Source organism: Tessaracoccus zhenghani (assembly GCF_055326325.1).
Map to the genome: position 1 here is coordinate 222,081 of NZ_JBUZNQ010000002.1, position 17,243 is coordinate 239,323.

Below are 17,243 nucleotides of genomic sequence, written 5' to 3' on the forward strand. Positions count from 1 at the left end.
GCTCCTTGGGGAGCGGCCCCGTGGTGCGTCGGTACACTCCCAGCCATGTCCGTGCCGAAGATCCTGCTGTTCTACCGGTTCGTGCCGCTGGCGGACCCCGAGGCGGTGAAGCTGTGGCAACTCGAGCTGTGTACCCGCCTGGGGCTGCGTGGCCGCATCATCGTGTCGCCCCACGGCATCAACGGCACGCTCGGCGGGGAACTCGCCGCCTGCAAGGCCTACCTCCGCGCGACGAAGCAGTTCGCGCCGTTCAGGGAACTCGATGAGAAGTGGTCGCCCGGCACGGGTCTCGATGACCGGGGCGCCTCGCTCGACTTCCCTCGGCTGTCGGTCAGGACCCGGCCGGAACTGGTCGCCTTCGGCGTACCGGACCTCGAAGTCACCACCGACGGTGTGGTCGGCGGGGGAGTGCGGCTGACGCCCGACGAGGTGGACGCGCTCGCGGCGGACCGGCCGGACGTCGTCTTCTTCGACGGCCGCAACAGGATTGAGGCGGAGGTGGGCCGCTTCGACGGCGCCGTCGTCCCCGATGTGGTCACCACCCCTGATTTCGTGGCCGAACTGGACTCCGGCAAGTACGACCACCTCAAGACCCGCCCTGTCATCACCTACTGCACCGGAGGCGTCCGCTGCGAGATCCTCAGTGCCCTCATGAAGGACCGCGGGTTCGAGGAGGTCTACCAGCTCGACGGTGGCATCGTGCGCTACCTGGAGCGCTTCGGGTCGACGTCGAGGTGGAAGGGCGCGCTCACCGTCTTCGACGCGCGGGAGACCGTGGCGCCCGAAGGAGCCGAGCCCATCGGCGCGTGCCACCGGTGCGGCACGGCCACCTCGCAGCTGGTGAACTGCGCGGACCTGGCGTGCCGCGTCCGGCTGGTGACCTGCCCCAGCTGTTCGGCGCAACCGGTCGGTTGCTTCGCGCACCCCGTCGCTGCCTGACCCGAATCTGGAAGTGGCCCTTCGGGTGGGTGAGCAGAGTGGATAGTCTCGTCACCATGGTTTCTGATCTGCCCCGGTTGTTGCAGGAGATCATGGACGTCGAGTCCGTGTCGGGGAACGAACGCGAACTGGCAGACCTCGTCGAGCGCCGCCTCCAACGATTGCCTCATCTGACGGTCTTCCGCGACGGCGACTGTGTCGTCGCCCGCACCGCCCTCGGCCGGGGTGAGCGGGTGGTCGTGGCCGGACACCTCGACACGGTTCCGGTGGCGGGCAACCTGCCGTCGCGGCGGATCGAACACGCCGACGGTGACCGCGTCTGGGGCAGGGGCGCCTGCGACATGAAGGGCGGCGTCGCCGTCATGCTGCACCTGGCGGAAACCCTGACGGCCCCCAACCGCGACGTCACCTGGATCTTCTACGACCACGAAGAGGTGGAGGCCACCCGCAACGGGCTGGGTCGCCTGGCGCGTAACCGGCCAGACCTCATCGAGGCGGATTTCGCCGTGCTGATGGAGCCCACCTCCGCCCACATCGAGGGCGGCTGCCAGGGCACCATCCGCGTCGAACTCTCGACGACCGGCACCGCAGCCCACAGCGCCAGGTCCTGGATGGGTCACAACGCGATCCACGATCTGGCCCCCGCCCTGCAGACGCTGGCGCAGTACCGGGGCGAGGAGATCGAGGTGGACGGGCTCGTCTACCGCGAGGGGCTCAACGCCGTGGCCATTTCCGGTGGCATGGCCTCCAACGTCATCCCGCCCCGGGCCACTCTCACGATCAACTACCGTTACGCGCCGGACAAGTCCGGCGACGAGGCGCTCGCGCTGCTGGGGCGGTGGTTCACCGGGTACGAGATGGAAGTCACCGACCTGTCACCCGCTGCCCGTCCCGGGCTCACCCTGCCGCTCGCGCGCGAATTCGTCGACGCCATCGGCGAGCCTGCGGGCCCCAAGTACGGCTGGACCGACGTCGCCCGCTTCAGCGCGCTCGGTGTACCGGCCGTCAATTACGGTCCCGGGGACCCGGCCTATGCACATCGCGACGACGAGTTCTGCCCCGTGTCCGACCTGGAGAAATGCGCCGCGGGGCTCACCCGCTGGCTCACCGCCGCTGAGGAGGCCCACTCATGACCGAACCCCGCCCCCAGGACCTTGACCCCGGACGCCGTCGGCGCCAGGGCCCCGTCGTGTTGCGCGGCCAGGAGCTCAACCAGCCCATGGCCGACAGCGCGCTGCTGGAGAAGGAGGGCAAGCAGGGGTGGACCCACTGGGACCCGTGGCGGGTGCTGCGGATCCAGTCGGAGTTCGTCGACGGCTTCGACGCCCTCGCCAGCCTTCCCCCCGCCGTCAGCATCTTCGGCTCGGCGCGCACCAAGCCCGGTTCGCCCATGTACGAAGCCGGCGAAGAGCTCGGCAGGAAACTGGTGGAGAAGGGCTTCGCCATCATCACCGGCGGCGGCCCGGGCATCATGGAGGCCGGCAACAAGGGCGCCATGGACGCCGACGGCTGCTCCGTGGGGCTCGGTATCGAACTGCCGCACGAGCAGGGCCTCAACGACTACATCACGCTCGGGATCAACTTCCGCTACTTCTTCGTCCGCAAGACGATGTTCCTCAAGTACAGCCAGGGCTTCATCACCATGCCGGGCGGCTTCGGCACCCTCGACGAACTTTTCGAAGCGCTCACGCTCATCCAGACCGGCAAGGTCACGCACTTCCCCATGATCCTGTTCGGCACCGAGTACTGGACGCCGCTGGTCGACTGGGTGCGCGGCACCGTGCTGGGCGGCGGCTACATCTCCGACGGCGACCTCGACCTGATCACGCTCACCGACGATGTCGACGAGGCGGTCGAGGCGATGGGGGAGCCCGGGCAGTTCGGTACTGTTTAGCCCATGTGGATCGCCATCTCCGTGGTAGCCCTCGCCGTGATGGGGGCCGCCGTCTATGCCGGATCGGGCAAGTTGGGCGCCATGCCGCAGGAAGCGGTCAACGACAGGCCGAAGGGCAACGTCCCGGCAGGCCCTGTCACCCCGGAATTCCTGGAGGTGTTGCGGGTGCCCAGGGCATTCACCGGCTACCGCCCTGAGCAGGTGGACCCCTATCTCGCCGCCATCGCATCAGGCCGTGCTGCACCGGCCGGCACGCAGTCGTTCGACGTCGTCAGGCGCGGTTACGACATGCAGGTGGTCGACGACCTGATCGAGCGTCCCCGCCCCTCCCAACTCCCGGAAATGGCCGACGACAGCGTCGTGGAAGACGACCAGGCCGCGTTCCGGCCGCCCACTGCAGAGCCGGTTTTGGTGGCCCAAGCGGGCACGAACCTGCCCGATGCGGAATAATGGACCGCAACGCAGTTCGTCTAGTCACAAGAATGAGGGTTGCAGATGGCAGCGATGAAGCCCCGCACCGGCGACGGTCCGATGGAAGTCACGAAGGAAGGCCGCGGCATCGTCATGCGCGTCCCCGTTGACGGAGGTGGGCGTCTGGTCGTTGAGATGAACGCTCAGGAAGCCACCTCGCTGCTCGATGCACTCAAGGGTGTCGTCGGCTGAGTTCCCGCCGAAACATGACAAGGGCCGCCCCTCGGGGCGGCCCTTGCAGGTTGGTTCAACGGTGCTCCCTCAGCGGGAGCGATGCGCCTCGATCGCCCTCTGGTAGACGTCGACGGTCTCCTGGGCGATCTTCGCCCAGGAGAATTCGTCGATGCAGCGTTGCCGGCCGGCCTTCCCGAACCGCTCTGCCAGGCCCTGGTCGCGGGTGACGCGGTTGATGGACTCGGCGAAGCCCGCCTCGAAGTCGGCGACGTAGCGGGGGTCGTCCGCCTGGGCGGGGTCGTAGGCGACCAGCAGGCCCGTCTCCCCGTCGACCACGACCTCCGGGATGCCGCCCACGGCGCTGGCCACCACGGGGGTCTCACAGGCCATCGCCTCGAGGTTGACGATGCCGAGGGGCTCGTAGATGGAGGGGCACGCGAACACCGTCGCGTTGGTCAGCACCTGGCGCACGGAGGCGCGGGGGAGCATCTCCTGCACCCAGATGACGGGCGCGGTGCGCTGTTTCTGGAGCTCGACGAACGCCGCGTCGAACTCGGCCGCGATCTCCGGGGTGTCCGGGGCGCCGGCCAGCAGCACCACCTGGGTGTCCGGGTCGAACTGGGTGGCCGCCCGCACGAGGTGCACCAGGCCCTTCTGCCGGGTGATGCGGCCCACGAAGGCGACCGACGGGCGGTCCAGGTCCACGCCGAGTTCCCGCAGGACCGTGGTGTCGTGATCCGGCCGGAACTCGTCGGTGTCGATGCCGTTCTTCACGACGTGTGTCCTGGCGGGGTCAAGGTTGGGGTAGGACTCGAGCACGTCGCGGCGCATCCCGGCGCTGACTGAGATGACCGCGTCGGCGGCCTCGTAGGCGGTCTTCTCGGCCCACGACGAGACGCGGTAGCCCCCCGCCAACTGCTCGGCCTTCCAGGGACGGTGGGGCTCGAGCGAGTGGGACGTCACCACGTGCGGGATGTCGCGCATCAGCGCGGCCAGGTGACCGCCCATGTTGGCGTACCAGGTGTGGGAGTGGACGATGTCCACGTCACCCACCGCCGCGGCCATCGACAGGTCCGCCCCGAGCACCCGCAGCGCCGCGTTCGCGCCCGGCGGAAAGCTCTCGGCGTGGGCGGTGGCGCCGTCGCGTGGCTCGCCCATGCAATGGACTTCCACGTCGATGAGGGCGCGGAGTTGGGGCACCAGTTGGGCGACGTGAACCCCCGCTCCGCCGTAGATCGACGGGGGGTACTCCCGGGTCAGCAGGGACAGCTTCATCGTCATGCGAACATCGTTGCATATCGGTTCTGTCTCAGTGCCCGAGACAAGAGGTGCAAATTCATGGAAACGAACGCAAATGGGCTGGAAAGGCAATAGGTTCAGGGCATGGTCGCACGCCCCAGAGTCTTGTCAATCGTTCTTGCTGGTGGTGAGGGGAAGCGGCTCATGCCGTTGACGGCCGATCGGGCCAAGCCCGCGGTGCCCTTCGGCGGCACATACCGCCTCATCGATTTTGTGCTGTCGAACCTCGCGAACTCGGGCCTGCGGCAGATCGCAGTGCTCACCCAGTACAAGTCCCACTCCCTCGACCGCCACATCGCCAAGACGTGGCGGTTTTCCACCATGTTGGGCAACTATGTCGCGCCGGTGCCGGCACAGCAGCGACTGGGGCCCCGGTGGTACCAGGGCTCCGCAGACGCCATCTACCAGTCGCTGAACCTGATCCTCGACGCGGACGCCGACTACATCGTGGTCTTCGGCGCCGACAACATCTACCGCATGGACATCGAGCAGATGCTCGACGCGCACATCGACTCCGGACTCGGCGCCACCGTCGCCGGCATCCGCGTGCCGCGGAAGGAAGCCTCCGCCTTCGGCATCATCGACGCAGCGGCGGACAACCGCATCAAGAACTTCCTGGAGAAGCCCGCAGACCCGCCCGGCCTGCCGGATTCGCCGCACGAATCGTTCGCGTCCATGGGCAACTACGTGTTCTCCACCAAGGCCCTCATCGAGGCGCTGAAGGCGGACGCCGAGAACCCGACGGCCCGCCACGACATGGGCGGTGACATCATCCCGTGGTTCACCGAGCAGGGCGAGGCCCAGGTGTACGACTTCAAGGACAACATCGTCCCCGGAGCCACGGAGAAGGACGTCAACTACTGGCGCGACGTGGGCACCATCGATGCCTTCCACGAGGCGCACATGGATCTCGTCAGCGTCGACCCGGAGTTCAACCTGTACAACGAGGACTGGCCCATCTGGACAGACCAGGTGCAGGCCCCGGGCGCCAAGTTCGTGATCCGCGGCCGCGCCGAGGACTCCATCGTGACGCCGGGTTGCATCATCTCCGGCGGCGAGGTGGAGCGCACGGTGCTGAGCCCCAACGTCCGCGTGGACAAGTGGGCGCAGGTCTCGGATTCGGTGCTGATGGAGAACGTGAAGATCGGCCGCGACGCGGTGGTGCGCCACGCCATCCTCGACAAGAACGTGGTCGTGCCCGACGGCGTGCAGATCGGTGTGGACCCTGAGCACGACAAGGCCCGCGGTTTCGACGTCTCCGCAGGCGGTGTCGTGACCATCGGCAAGAACGTCACCGTTCCACGCGACTGACCCCACACGCGCGAATCGGGCCCGGCACGGCGCCGGGCCCGATTCTCTGTGCAGGTGGGGATCAGGCTGCGAAGCCGAGGTTTTCCAACAGGCCGACGTACGCCTCAGCCACGCCGTCCGCGACGCGGCCCATCGGCGCGCGGCACGGGCCGACGTCGAAGCCCCGCAGGCCGAGTGCGGCCTTGACCATCATGCAGCCCTGCGTCGCGAAGACGCCCTGGAAGGCGGGCAGCGCATGCTGGTTCGCGGCGATGGCCTGGGCCACCCGGCCGGCGAGGAAATGCTCGATGACCTCGCGCGCCGCAGGGGCCGTGAAGTGGGTGGACGTGCCCACAACGCCCACGCCGCCCACAGCCAGCAGTGGCAGCAGGTACGCGTCGTCGCCTGCGTAGTACGCCAGGTTGGTGCGGGACAGCACCGTCGAGGTGGACACGATGTTGGCCTTGGCGTCCTTGACCGCCCGGATCCGGGGATGCCCGTCCAGGCGGATCAGCATGTCTTCCGGAATGGGGATACCCGAGCGGTGGGGGATGTCGTAGAGCATCACGGGAAGGTCCGTGGAATCGGCGACGGTGACGAAGTGCGCCTCCAGCGCGTCGGCCGGCGGACGGGAGTAGTAGGGGGTGACGACGAGCAGCCCGTCGGCGCCCATCGACGCGGCCTGCTGCGCCAGGTCGACGGTGTGCGCGGTGCTGAAGGTGCCCACGCCGGCCACGATGCTCGCGCGGTCGCCGACGGCGGTGATGACCGCGTCGAGGATCTGGCGCTTCTCGACATCCGTGGTGGTGGGCGACTCGCCGGTGGTGCCGTTCACGACGAGACCGTCGTGGCCCAGATCGTCCACCAGATGAGCGGCCAAGCGCGCGCACTGCGCATAATCGACCTCCCGACCATCGGGGGTCATGGGCGTCACCATCGCGGTGAGAACCCGGCCGAACACCGGCATCATGTCGTCGTCTGGACTCATGCGCCACATCTTAGGTCAAGACGCGCCGTGCCTTAGTAGGCTGTGGCCGTGAGCACTCCTGTCGAGAACCCCACCGCAGCCAGCTGGACCTTTGCGGAGGACCATGTGTCGCCGTCCGAAGTCGTCGCCGAGGCGCGTGATGAAGCAACCGTGTCCGGCGTCACGCCGGTGACCACGGGCGAGATCGCCCTCCTGAAGGTGCTGACGCGGGCCATCGGGGCCGGCCACGTCGTCGAGATCGGCACGATGATGGGCGCCACCGGGCTGACGTTCCTCGAGGGCATGGGCTCCGACGGCATCCTGACGTCGATCGACGTGGAGGCGGACAACCAGATCCCGGCACGCGAGTTCTTCCTGAAGGCGGGGTTCCCGACGTCGCGGTTCCGCCTGATCGCCGGCTCGCCCATCGAGGTGATGCCGAAGTTGCGCGACGGGGCCTACGACATCGTCTACATCTCCGGCGACAAGCTGGAGTACGTCGAGTACGTCGCCGGTGCGTTGCGCCTGCTCCGCCACGGTGGGCTGTTGATCGTGCGGGACGTGCTGTGGCACAACAAGGTCGCCGATGATTCGGACGAGTCCGACGAGGTCATCATCATCCGTGAAGCCCTCGAGGCGATCACCCAGTCTGAGTCCTACACCCAGGCGCTGCTTCCGGTGGGCAACGGCCTGCTGGTGGCGGTCAAGGACTGAGTCGCCGCCGTTGCCGCCGCGTCACCGGCCACTCCTTCAGGTCGGTGTTGTCATCGGCTCTGTCCCCCAAGACAGGACGCGAGCCGAGGGTGAGCACGTCCACCGTCCCGCCGCCTCGCCCGGGCGATTCAGCCTGCAGGGAACTATCCGGGAGCGCGGAGCGTTATACCTAGAGAGTCACAGCTTGTTCACAGGTTGCTCTGGCAAGGTATCCGGGTATGGAGAGGCCCCCTATGTTCCGAGGAAGCAAGACGGCTAAGGCCGTCGCGCACACTTGGGTCGCGCCCACCTGGCAGGAGTTGGTCCGCGACCATTCCGCACAGGTGTATCGCCTCGCCTACCGCCTCACCGGCAATCAGCACGACGCGGAAGACCTTACCCAGGACGTGTTCGTGCGCGTGTTCAAGTCGATCCACAATTTCCAGCCCGGGACTCTCGAGGGCTGGTTGCACCGAATCACGACAAACCTCTTCCTCGACCAGGCCCGCCGCAAGCAGCGCATCCGCATGGACGCCCTGTCTGTGGCCCCAGACCATGTGTGGGGCGAAAGCACCGGTCCCGAGGAACTGCACGACGACGCCGAGCTTGACGCCGACGTCTCGGCCGCCCTGCGCGCGCTCAGCCCTGAGCAGCGCGTCGCGGTGGTCCTGTGCGACATTGAGGGGCTGAGCTACGAAGAGATCGCCAAGGTTCTCGACGTGAAGCTCGGCACGGTGCGTTCCCGGATCGCCCGCGGCAGGGCAGCACTGCGCGAAGCACTCGCGCACCGTGCGCCCACCGGGGGACGAACGCGCTATGCCGGAGTGTCCTGAATGGCCAAAGGCCCCTGCGAGAAATTCCACCCAGATCTGTCGGCCTACGCCGACGGGACGCTGCCGCCCAAACGCTGGGAGCAGGTGACCTACCACCTCGCCGGCTGTGACAGTTGCTGCGAGGAAGTGCGGGCCATCAGCGACGTGTGCTCGAAGCTGAGCACCTACCGCTCCACCGGCACCCCTGATTCGCTGGCCGCCCGGCTCGAGAACATCGCCGGCGAACACGCCGCCACCCCGCTCTACATGGCCCACGGGGCCGGTGACCTGCCCTCCCAACGCCGACGCAGGGCCCAGCTGGCCTACCAGGGCGGCGTCGCGCTGCTCGCCGTGATGGTGTCCGCCGTCGTGATCGCGGTGCTGGTTGCACCCACGCCCGTGAAGGTGTCGGATCCGGTCAAGTCCGCACGCGAGCAGTACTCCCGGTCGCTGACCGCCATCAGCGTCAACGAGGCCGTCGGCGCCATGCTCCTCGCCAACGAGCGCGGCGCAGATTTCGGCGCCCCGGAGAGCTACGTGCCGCTCACCTCGGAGACGGAATCGCTGCCCATCACCCGTGAACTGGCCGCCAACCTCCTGCGCCGCGCCGCAGACGCTGATTACAGCCTCACCGGAACGCAGCGGGTGTGGGCCAGCGACGGCGAAGGCCGCTACCGCACCGCAGACGTCCGCATCACGAAGATGGCCGGCTTCGGCGCCCAACTGGAAGTGCTCGACGTGCGCGGCGACCTGTTCGGCTCGGCCTTCCTCCCCGAGGTGGGCGCCAGCCCCGTCGAGGCGCCCTGGGGCTGGGAATACTCCCGCAGCGGCACCACGGAGCAGGTGGTGGGACGCAACGCAGTGCGCATCCAGGCCAACGCCGGGGAACTCCCGGCCGCCAGGTGGTGGGTGGACGCCGCCACCGGCATCATGCTCTGGGCCGAACGCTACGACGCCCTCGGACGGGTCAACCTGGCCGTCGGTTACAAGCAACTCTCCCTGGACGATGCGTCGTTCGAGCCGGACGACTCAACCCAGTTGATCTCACTCCAGCCCGCCTCATCGTCGGAGGCTGTCAACTGGTGCGTCGGTCTGGAGGTCTGCCCCCACGAGGTCGGCGGCATGTCGCTGGTGGCCTACTCGTCGGCGGAGAAGGATGAGTCGCCGTCGATGAGCCTGGTCTACTCCGACGGCTACCACACCGCCGTCGTGGACTGGACCATCGGCGTGCTCGGCGACGGCGCCCTCACCGAGAGTGACCGCGCGGCGGACATGACGGTGGAGGTCTGGCAGGCGGGCGACGGGGTGCTCTCGGTGGCCTGCGACTGCTCCCCGGCCATGATGAAGGCCATCGCTGGAGAGCTCCCGGAGCCCGAGGCGTACCGCGAGACGATCGCCGAGAAAATCGCAGGCGGGCTCGTTCGTTTGACCAGGGTGCGCTGATCCGGCTGCGGCCGGGTAGCCTATAGCCGTGTTTGGCATCAGTGCGACGGATCTCGTCATCATCCTCGTGCTGGCCGTGCTCATGTTCGGCCCCGAGAAGCTCCCCGAGTATTCGCGCAAGGCGGCCCGGCTCTTCGTCTTCTTCCGCGATGTGGCGAACAACGCCAAGACCACGCTGGCAACCGAACTGGGCCCCGAGTACGCAGACCTCGAGCTGCGTGACCTGCACCCGAAGGCCTTCATCGCCAAGCAGTTGCGCGAGGAGGTGGCCCTCATCGAAGACGCCAAGCGCGAACTGCTCGAGGCACAGGACACGTTGAAGTCGACAGCCTCAGAGGTGAAGAGCGCGGCGAACGTGAACGCGCTGAAGAACGCCGCGGCGGATGGGTCGGCGCTGGACGAGCCTCCTGCGGACGCCCTGGCACTCGCCGGCCCCGTCGCCTCGCCCTTCGATCCCGAGGCGACCTAGATCAGCTCCGGGTCCAGTGCCTCATACGCGTGCCAGGCCGGCACCTCGTAGGGGTGGACGGACAGCATGGCGTCGATGGCAGGCCTCGCCTGCTCGCGCGTGCACACGGCCTCGATCCGCACCTCCTCCACCACGGTGAGCTCACCGCTGGTGCCGATGAACGGATCCGCCTCGTCAGTGGGGCGGAACCGGCCCTCGCCCAGGGCGCTGAAGCTGCAGGCCGAGTATGCACCGAACTGTCCCGCCCCGCCCTCGGCCAGCGCGGCGCGTACGGCGTCGGCGTGGGAGAGCGGGGCGAAACAGACGATGACGATCACGGCTGCCTCAGGCGTTGGTGGACAGCGGTAGCCGGTGCCCGACGAGCCCGCGCCTGGAGGCCGCGATCTGGTTGGCCAGGTCGATGATGGCGGTGGCCGACGGGTGCTCCGGGTGGCTCTCCACGATGGGCAGGCCACGGTCTCCGCCGGCGAGCAGCTGCTCGTCGAACGGGATCTGGGCGAGCATCGGCACGTCGTAGACGACGCGGTCCGTGAGCGCCTCGGCAACGAGCGTGCCGCCGCCGGAGCCGAACAGCTCGATCCGGTGGGTCTCGGTGCAGTGGGGACAGGTGCTCTCGAGCCAGCTCATGTTCTCCACGACGCCGATCACACGCTGCTCGAGGATGTGCGCCATGGTGCCGGCACGTTCGGCGACCTCCGAGGCTGCCGACTGCGGGGTGGTCACGACGAGCACCTCGGAGCTCGGGATCTTCTGGCCCAACGACATGGCGACATCGCCGGTGCCGGGCGGCAGGTCGAGAAGCAGGTAGTCGAGGTCGCCCCAGTACACGTCCGCCAGCAGCTGGGTGAGCGCCCGGTCCAGGATGGGCCCGCGCCAGGCGACCACCTGGTCACGCGAGGGCTTCAGCATGCCCACGGAGATCACCTTGAGACCCCCGATGGCGGGCACCGGCATGATCATGTCGTCGACGACGGTGGGGCGCGCGTCGCCCAGGCCGAGGAGGTCCGGGATGGAGTGGCCGTAGATGTCCGCGTCGAGGATGCCGACGGAGCGACCCTGCCTGGCCAGCGCCAGGCCGAGGTTGACCGTGACCGACGACTTGCCGACGCCGCCCTTGCCGGAGGCCACCGCGATGACGCGCGTGAGGTTGCCGGGCTCCGAGAACTGGATTTTCCGTTCGACGGCGCCGCCGCGCAGCATCGAGCGCATCGCCTGACGCTGCTCGTCGTTCATCACGCCGAGTTCGACGTTGACGGCGGAGACGCCCTCGACGGCCTCAACTGCCTTCGTGACCCGGCCGGTGATCTCGCTGCGCATGGGGCAGCCGGAGACCGTCAGGAGGACGCGGACGAACACGGTGCCGTCGTCGCTCGCCTGGATGTCGTCGACCATGCCCAGGTCGGTGATGGGGCGCCGGATCTCGGGATCCTCCACGGTGTGGAGTGCGGCGCGGACGTGCGGGAGCAGCGGGTGTTCAGTCACGGTGTCCTTCATATCTGGAGGTGCTTGTGTCCTCCACGGTACCCGGGGTGTACCGCCCCGGGGTATCGGGTCCGCCGTGGGGATTGACGCTCGTCAAGCTGGTGGTCAGCGCCGGGAGTTGAGGGCGTCGCCGAGGATCATCACGCAGGTGGCCACGAGTGCAGGCACCCAGAGCCCGGCCAGGCTGGCCACCACGACGACGGCGGGGCCAAGTACCACGCTCACCGTCAACCGCTCGCGGTAGCCCAGGCGGGTCCGCGAACCCGGGGCCAGCAGGTAGCGCCACAGGGCGAAGTAGCCCAACACGAACAGCGCGGCCACCACGGCCCCCAGCCACCATCCGCCGGCGATCCGCCACAGGGAGATGGCGCCCACCACGATGAGTGCCAGATGGCCGATCAGCAGGACGACGCCGAACCAGCGCACCTCCGTGGCCGATTCGACCACCTCGGAGACCTCGTCGGGGTGCACCTCGTTGCGCGTGTCTCGCCGTCCCGTCACCGAGCCTCCTTCTTATCCGTCTTGTCATCTGCGCGTTCCAGCCGTTCCGCCAGCTCACGCAGTTCGACACGTAGTTCACCACGCACGAAGTCGCGCGTGGCCAGGTCGCCCAGATGCATGCGGATCGCGGCGATCTCGCGCGCCAGGAAGTCCATGTCGGCCCGCGACTGCTGCGCCACCCGGCGGTCCTCGTCGAGGCTCAACTTGTCGCGCACCTCCTGACGGTTCTGGGCCAGCAGGATCAGTGGCGCGGAGTACGAGGCCTGCGTCGAGAAGAACAGGTTCAGCAGGATGAAGGGGTACGGGTCCCACTTCAGCCCGAACAGCCCGATGAGGTTGATCATCACCCAGACGATGACGAAGACCGTCATGTAGACGAGGAACTTCGCGGTGCCCATGAAGCGCGCGAAGCTCTCCGCGAAGATGCCGAACGTCTCGGAGTCGACGGCGACCTTGGGTAGCCACGAACGCCGGCCCGGCGTCGAGAGGGGATTGCGCTCAGACATCGGCAACCTCGCTCACCTCGCTGGCGTCCACCTCGTCCATGAGGTCACCTCGCCAGTCGTCGGGGAGCATGTGGTCGAGCACGTCGTCGACCGTCACGGCGCCCACCAGGTGCCCCTCCTCGTTGACCACGGGGGCCACGACGAGGTTGTACGTCGCGAAGAAGCGGCTGACCTGCGCGAGGGGGGTGTGGGGGCGCAGCGGCTCCAGGTTGTCGTCGATGAGCGTGGTCACCATGATGGTGGGGGGTTCGCGGAGCAGTCGCTGGATGTGGACCGCCCCGACGTAGCGGCCCGACGGCGTCTCCAGCGGCGGGCGCGTGATGAACACCATCGAGGCCAACGCGGGGGTGAGCGCCTCGACGCGGGCGTGGGCCAAGGCCTGCGCGACGGTGGCGTCGGTGTCGAGGATGATCGGCTCCGGCGTCATCATGCCGCCGGCGGTGAACTCCTCGTAGGCCATGAGGCGGCGCACGTCGGCCTGCTCCTCGGGCTCCATGCGCTGGAGGAGGTCCTCGGCGACATCGGCCGGCAGGTCGCGCATGAGGTCTGCCGCGTCGTCGGGGTCCATCTCGGACAGGACGTCTGCGGCGCGCTCCATGTCGAGCTGCGAGATGAGCTCGATCTGCTCGTCCTCGGGGAGTTCCTCGATGGCCTCGGCGAGGACGTCGTCGTCGAGCGCGTCGATGACCTCGGCCCGCGACTCCGGCTCCAGATCGTGGAGTTCCTGCGCGATGTCGGCGGCCTTCATGTCGGTGAACTCGGCGATGAGGTGAGCGGCGGTGCGGCCGGTGGACAGGATGAGGTCCGGGATCTCCTTCCAGGAGACCACCTCGGGCTTGCCGCGGCCACCGAACCCGAAGCGGCCGACGCCGGTGGACGCACGCAAGGCCACCGTGGCGAGTTCCCATTCGCGGTTGCGTACCTGGGCCATGGAGATGTCCTCGATGCGCGTGGGGCGGTCGCGGTGGATGTTGCGGTCGAGCAGGTCCGCGGCCACGAGGACCTCGGCCTCGCGTCGCTGGAAACGACGGGTGTCCACCTGGCCGAGGATGGCCACCTGGTTGGGGCTGATGTCGTGCACGCGGATCATCGGCACGAAGATGCGGGCCCTGGCGAACAGTTCGGCCACGAGGCCCTTCACCCGCGGCGCGCGGCCGTCGGCGCGGAGGAAACACACCACATCCTTCACGCGCCCCACCTGGTCACCGGCCGCGTCGACGATGGGCATGCCCAGCACACGCGAGATGAAGACCTGCGTATCTTTGCTGACCATGGGGGTAAATGTACTGGGAACGGAGCGGAAATGACCGGTAGGCACCAGCGCGCCAGGCGCACCATCCTCGCAGTGCCCGGTTCGAGTGAGCGGTTCATCGCGAAGTCCACCGGGCTCGACGTCGACGAGGTGTTCCTCGATCTCGAGGACGGCGTGGCGGTGGGCGCGAAGAGGGAGGCTCGCGGGTTGATCGTCGAGTCCCTGCGCACATTGACGTGGAAGGCGTCGACGGTGTCGGTGCGTGTCAACGACTGGATGACGCCGTGGACCTATGGGGATGTGCTCGAGGTGATCGGTGGGGCAGGGGCCGCCGTGGACAGCGTGATCCTGCCGAAGGTCTCGACCCCGGGGCACGTCGAGGCCCTCGACCTGCTGCTCACCCAGGTCGAGCGCGAGCACGGTCTGGCGGTCGGGCACATCGGGATCGAGGCGATCATCGAGGACGCGCGCGGCCTCGCCGCCGTACATTCCATCGCAGCGGCCAGCCCCCGGCTGGAGTCATTGACGATGGGCCCCGGCGACATGATGGCCTCACTGGGCATGCCCGGCCTCGGCGTCGGCGCCCTGGTCGACGGCTACCCGGGGGATCCGCTGCACCACGTGTTCGCCCAGATCCTCGTCGCCGCCCGGGCGAACGGGCTGCAGGCGGTCGACGGGCCCTTCGTCGCCATCCACGACCTCGACGGCTTCCGGGCCGCCGCCAGGAGGGTCGCGGCCCTGGGCTACGACGGCAAATGGGTGTTGCACCCCACGCAGGTGGCGGCGGGGACCGAGGTCTTCACCCCGTCGGAAGAGGCGATCGAGCGCGCCCGGGCGATGGTGGACGCGGCGGACCGGGCCGCGGAGCGCGGCGTCGGCGCGGTGCTGCTCGGCGACGAGATGGTCGACGAGGCCGGCGTGAAACTGGCCCGGACCCTCCTCGCCCGCATCGCTGAAACCCGGTGAGCGCCGTCTGCGGGGTCGCGTAGGCTTGAAAGTGGTTCAAGGAGGACACAATGGCCGAGCCCGCATCGCCCATGGGGAAGTTGATGAAGCTCAACTACCCGCAGCACGTCGTCGAGTACTCGACGTATGAAGAGGCTCAGTCCGCCGTCGACTACCTGGCCGACAACAAGTTCCCCGTCGAGAACATCATGATCGTCGGCACCAACCTCAAGTTGCTGGAACGCGTCACGGGTCGTCGCACTTGGGGCGGCGTGATCGCCGCCGGCGCCGCGTCGGGCGTCATGACCGGCCTGCTCGTGGGCCTCATGCTGATGTTCTTCGTGGGCGGCGGCAACGCCACCATGCTGTGGGTGGGCCTGGCCATGGGCATCCTGTTCGGCATCATCGCCCAGGGCCTCACGTACGCCATGAGCGGCGGCAAGCGCGATTTCAACTCGCAGCGCGTCACGGTGGCGGCCAGCTACGAGGTGCTCGCCGAACACCGCGTTGCCCAGTCAGCGCGGGACCTGCTGATGCAGCGCCCCGGCGCACGAGCGGCGCTCTTCGAGTGACGGCGGAGTTCTGGGACAACCGTTACTCGCATCCGAACTACTTCTACGGGTACCGCCCCAACGATTTCCTGAAGCAGCAGTCCTTCCTGCTCAAGCCCAACTCACGGGTGCTGTGCCTGGGCGACGGCGAGGGCCACAACGGCGTCCACCTCGCCGGGTTGGGGCACCGCGTCGTGAGCCTCGACTTTTCCCGTGTCGCCCTCGACAAGGCGGCGGCGCTAGCTGCGGAGAAGGGCGTCGAACTCGAGACGTGGCACGTGGACCTGGCCGACTGGGTGCACAACCCGGACCCGCTCGAGCAGTGGGATGCCGTGGTGTCGATCTTCGTGCACCTGCCGCCTGATCTGCGCCGACGCGTGGCCGAGGTGGTCACGCGCCAGTCGGCGCCGGGCGCCAAGCTGATCCTGGAGGCGTACACGCCGGCCCAGCTCTCGCTCGGCACGGGCGGGCCGAAGGACGTGGACCTCCTGCTGAAGCGCGACGACGTGGCGGCGGACTGGCAGGGCTGGCACCTCGACGTGCGCCTACTCGAGCGACGGATCTTCGAGGGTATGGGGCACCAGGGCCTGGGTTCCGTCGTCCAGGCGCTCGGCCTCCGCGTCGGCTGAGGCAACCGGAGCCACCCTTCAGGCCTGCGGGGGACTCCGGTAGGTTAAAGCCACCGAGTCGTGAGGAGTGCCGCATGGATCTCAACTGGAGCTACTACAACCCCAACTCGCCCGCAGAGCGGGTACTGATAGTCGGACCGAGTCTCGGCGGCAACGCCGTGCATCAGTGGACCAAGGTGGCCGCTGAGTTGATCGACGACGTGCGCGTCGTGTTCGTGGACCTGCCGGGCACCGCCGTGGCCATGGCCTGGGACGACGCCGACACGCCGTCGCTCGACACCGTCGCGGCAGCGATCGCCGAGGTGGCCAAGGAGGTCCGCGCGGATCTCGGTGAGGACGTGCCCGTCTACTTCGCCGGGCTGTCGCTCTCCGGAGCCACCGCGCTGCACCTGGCACGCGACTACGACAAGACTTTCGCGGCCGTCGCCGTGGTGGCGTCCTCGGCCAAGGTGGGGGAGCCGGACCGTTGGCTCGCGCGCGCTGAAGCCGTGGAGGAGCGGGGCACGCAGCAGCTCGTGGAGGAGACCACGAAGCGGTGGTTCACCCCGGCGTTCCGGGCCGAGCAGCCCGCAGCCGTCAACACGATCATGGAGGGTCTGGCTTCGGCGGACGACCACTCCTACGCCCAGCTGTGCCGGGCCCTGGCCGAGCACGACGTGCGCGACGACCTCAGCCTGATCCGCATCCCCGTGATGATGATCGCCGGCGAGCGCGACTCGTCGACGCCGATGGCGAACGTCGAGGCTGTCGCTGAGGGTGTGCTGCGGGGGGCGCTGCACGTCGTCGACGGCGCGGCACACATGGTGCCGGTGTCGCATCCGGTGCAGGTCGCTGAGCTGCTGCGCGGGCTCCTGGAGCGCCCGCTCGCCAGCCGCGTCGTGAGCGAGTCCGAAGACTGAGGTCTGCTGAGCCGGCGGACGGGAACC

General features: G+C 68.2%; 21 protein-coding genes. 14 read left to right on the forward strand and 7 right to left on the reverse strand.

The genetic code is table 11. The features are described from left to right. Positions 1-45 precede the first annotated feature (45 nt). The 5 genes from trhO to ACZK4S_RS04855 are packed head-to-tail and all read left to right on the forward strand — an operon-like array spanning position 46 to position 3,496. Positions 46-939, forward strand: a complete 894-nt coding sequence (trhO, locus tag ACZK4S_RS04835) for an oxygen-dependent tRNA uridine(34) hydroxylase TrhO (protein ID WP_463643534.1) — start codon at positions 46-48, stop codon at positions 937-939. A gap of 56 nt (positions 940-995) precedes the next feature. Beyond that, complete coding sequence (dapE, locus tag ACZK4S_RS04840; RefSeq protein ID WP_463643535.1) at positions 996-2,072, forward strand: succinyl-diaminopimelate desuccinylase; 1,077 nt, start codon at positions 996-998, stop codon at positions 2,070-2,072. Further along, positions 2,069-2,833, forward strand: coding sequence for an LOG family protein (locus tag ACZK4S_RS04845; RefSeq protein ID WP_463643536.1), 765 nt, complete (start codon positions 2,069-2,071; stop codon positions 2,831-2,833). The genes dapE and ACZK4S_RS04845 overlap by 4 nt, the downstream gene beginning before the upstream one ends. Before the next feature lie 3 nt (positions 2,834-2,836). Further along, positions 2,837-3,283, forward strand: coding sequence for a hypothetical protein (locus tag ACZK4S_RS04850; RefSeq protein WP_463643537.1), 447 nt, complete (start codon positions 2,837-2,839; stop codon positions 3,281-3,283). Positions 3,284-3,328: 45 nt separating this feature from the next. After that, entirely contained in the window at positions 3,329-3,496 is a 168-nt protein-coding gene (locus tag ACZK4S_RS04855) for a DUF3117 domain-containing protein (protein WP_076059707.1), read from the forward strand. A gap of 69 nt (positions 3,497-3,565) precedes the next feature. Here ACZK4S_RS04855 and glgA read toward each other — a convergent pair whose 3' ends face one another. Further along, positions 3,566-4,753: a glycogen synthase gene (gene glgA, locus ACZK4S_RS04860; RefSeq protein WP_463643828.1), complete on the reverse strand. Its 1,188-nt coding sequence runs from the start codon at positions 4,751-4,753 to the stop codon at positions 3,566-3,568. 108 nt (positions 4,754-4,861) lie between these two features. On the opposite strand from glgA, the gene glgC reads away from it, so the two are divergent. Beyond that, positions 4,862-6,088: a glucose-1-phosphate adenylyltransferase gene (gene glgC / locus ACZK4S_RS04865; RefSeq protein WP_076059705.1), complete on the forward strand. Its 1,227-nt coding sequence runs from the start codon at positions 4,862-4,864 to the stop codon at positions 6,086-6,088. A gap of 61 nt (positions 6,089-6,149) precedes the next feature. Here glgC and dapA read toward each other — a convergent pair whose 3' ends face one another. Beyond that, entirely contained in the window at positions 6,150-7,055 is a 906-nt protein-coding gene (gene dapA, locus ACZK4S_RS04870; RefSeq protein WP_463643538.1) for a 4-hydroxy-tetrahydrodipicolinate synthase, read from the reverse strand. A 48-nt stretch (positions 7,056-7,103) separates the two neighbouring features. On the opposite strand from dapA, the gene ACZK4S_RS04875 reads away from it, so the two are divergent. The 4 genes from ACZK4S_RS04875 (at position 7,104) to ACZK4S_RS04890 (ending at position 10,451) form a co-directional block, all read left to right on the forward strand. Next, a complete protein-coding gene (locus ACZK4S_RS04875; RefSeq protein ID WP_233120695.1) occupies positions 7,104-7,748 on the forward strand; it encodes an O-methyltransferase in 645 nt (214 codons plus the stop codon). A gap of 233 nt (positions 7,749-7,981) precedes the next feature. Then, positions 7,982-8,560: an RNA polymerase sigma factor SigE gene (gene sigE / locus ACZK4S_RS04880; protein WP_076059700.1), complete on the forward strand. Its 579-nt coding sequence runs from the start codon at positions 7,982-7,984 to the stop codon at positions 8,558-8,560. Continuing rightward, entirely contained in the window at positions 8,561-9,982 is a 1,422-nt protein-coding gene (locus tag ACZK4S_RS04885; RefSeq protein WP_463643539.1) for a zf-HC2 domain-containing protein, read from the forward strand. A 28-nt stretch (positions 9,983-10,010) separates the two neighbouring features. Next, positions 10,011-10,451, forward strand: coding sequence for a sec-independent translocase (locus ACZK4S_RS04890; RefSeq protein WP_463643540.1), 441 nt, complete (start codon positions 10,011-10,013; stop codon positions 10,449-10,451). Here ACZK4S_RS04890 and ACZK4S_RS04895 read toward each other — a convergent pair. The 5 genes from ACZK4S_RS04895 to ACZK4S_RS04915 form a co-directional block, all read right to left on the reverse strand. Then, the gene (locus ACZK4S_RS04895) at positions 10,448-10,768 is read right to left on the reverse strand and encodes a YqfO family protein (protein WP_463643541.1); all 321 of its coding nucleotides are present in this window, start codon (positions 10,766-10,768) and stop codon (positions 10,448-10,450) included. The two genes, ACZK4S_RS04890 and ACZK4S_RS04895, sit on opposite strands and share 4 nt — an antisense overlap. A gap of 7 nt (positions 10,769-10,775) precedes the next feature. Beyond that, a complete protein-coding gene (locus ACZK4S_RS04900; protein ID WP_463643542.1) occupies positions 10,776-11,933 on the reverse strand; it encodes an Mrp/NBP35 family ATP-binding protein in 1,158 nt (385 codons plus the stop codon). 105 nt (positions 11,934-12,038) lie between these two features. After that, positions 12,039-12,434 carry a DUF4381 domain-containing protein gene (locus ACZK4S_RS04905; protein WP_463643543.1) on the reverse strand — a complete coding sequence of 132 codons (396 nt, stop codon included), beginning with the start codon at positions 12,432-12,434 and terminating at the stop codon, positions 12,039-12,041. Continuing rightward, a complete protein-coding gene (locus ACZK4S_RS04910) occupies positions 12,431-12,940 on the reverse strand; it encodes a DUF1003 domain-containing protein (protein ID WP_076059687.1) in 510 nt (169 codons plus the stop codon). Before ACZK4S_RS04910 ends, ACZK4S_RS04905 begins: the two co-directional genes overlap by 4 nt. Next, on the reverse strand, positions 12,933-14,213 hold the full coding sequence (locus ACZK4S_RS04915; RefSeq protein WP_076059684.1) for a magnesium transporter MgtE N-terminal domain-containing protein: 1,281 nt from the start codon (positions 14,211-14,213) through the stop codon (positions 12,933-12,935). The genes ACZK4S_RS04910 and ACZK4S_RS04915 overlap by 8 nt, the downstream gene beginning before the upstream one ends. Positions 14,214-14,243: 30 nt before the next feature. On the opposite strand from ACZK4S_RS04915, the gene ACZK4S_RS04920 reads away from it, so the two are divergent. The 4 genes from ACZK4S_RS04920 to ACZK4S_RS04935 all read left to right on the forward strand — a co-directional run bounded on the left by ACZK4S_RS04920 (position 14,244) and on the right by ACZK4S_RS04935 (position 17,216). Then, on the forward strand, positions 14,244-15,158 hold the full coding sequence (locus ACZK4S_RS04920) for an HpcH/HpaI aldolase/citrate lyase family protein (RefSeq protein WP_463643544.1): 915 nt from the start codon (positions 14,244-14,246) through the stop codon (positions 15,156-15,158). A gap of 50 nt (positions 15,159-15,208) precedes the next feature. Further along, positions 15,209-15,709 (forward strand): general stress protein, encoded by a 501-nt coding sequence (locus ACZK4S_RS04925; RefSeq protein WP_076059679.1) that lies wholly within the window; start codon positions 15,209-15,211, stop codon positions 15,707-15,709. Continuing rightward, complete coding sequence (locus tag ACZK4S_RS04930) at positions 15,706-16,317, forward strand: class I SAM-dependent methyltransferase (RefSeq protein ID WP_463643545.1); 612 nt, start codon at positions 15,706-15,708, stop codon at positions 16,315-16,317. The genes ACZK4S_RS04925 and ACZK4S_RS04930 overlap by 4 nt, the downstream gene beginning before the upstream one ends. A 74-nt stretch (positions 16,318-16,391) precedes the next feature. Then, positions 16,392-17,216, forward strand: coding sequence for an alpha/beta fold hydrolase (locus tag ACZK4S_RS04935; RefSeq protein ID WP_076059674.1), 825 nt, complete (start codon positions 16,392-16,394; stop codon positions 17,214-17,216). Positions 17,217-17,243 lie beyond the last annotated feature (27 nt).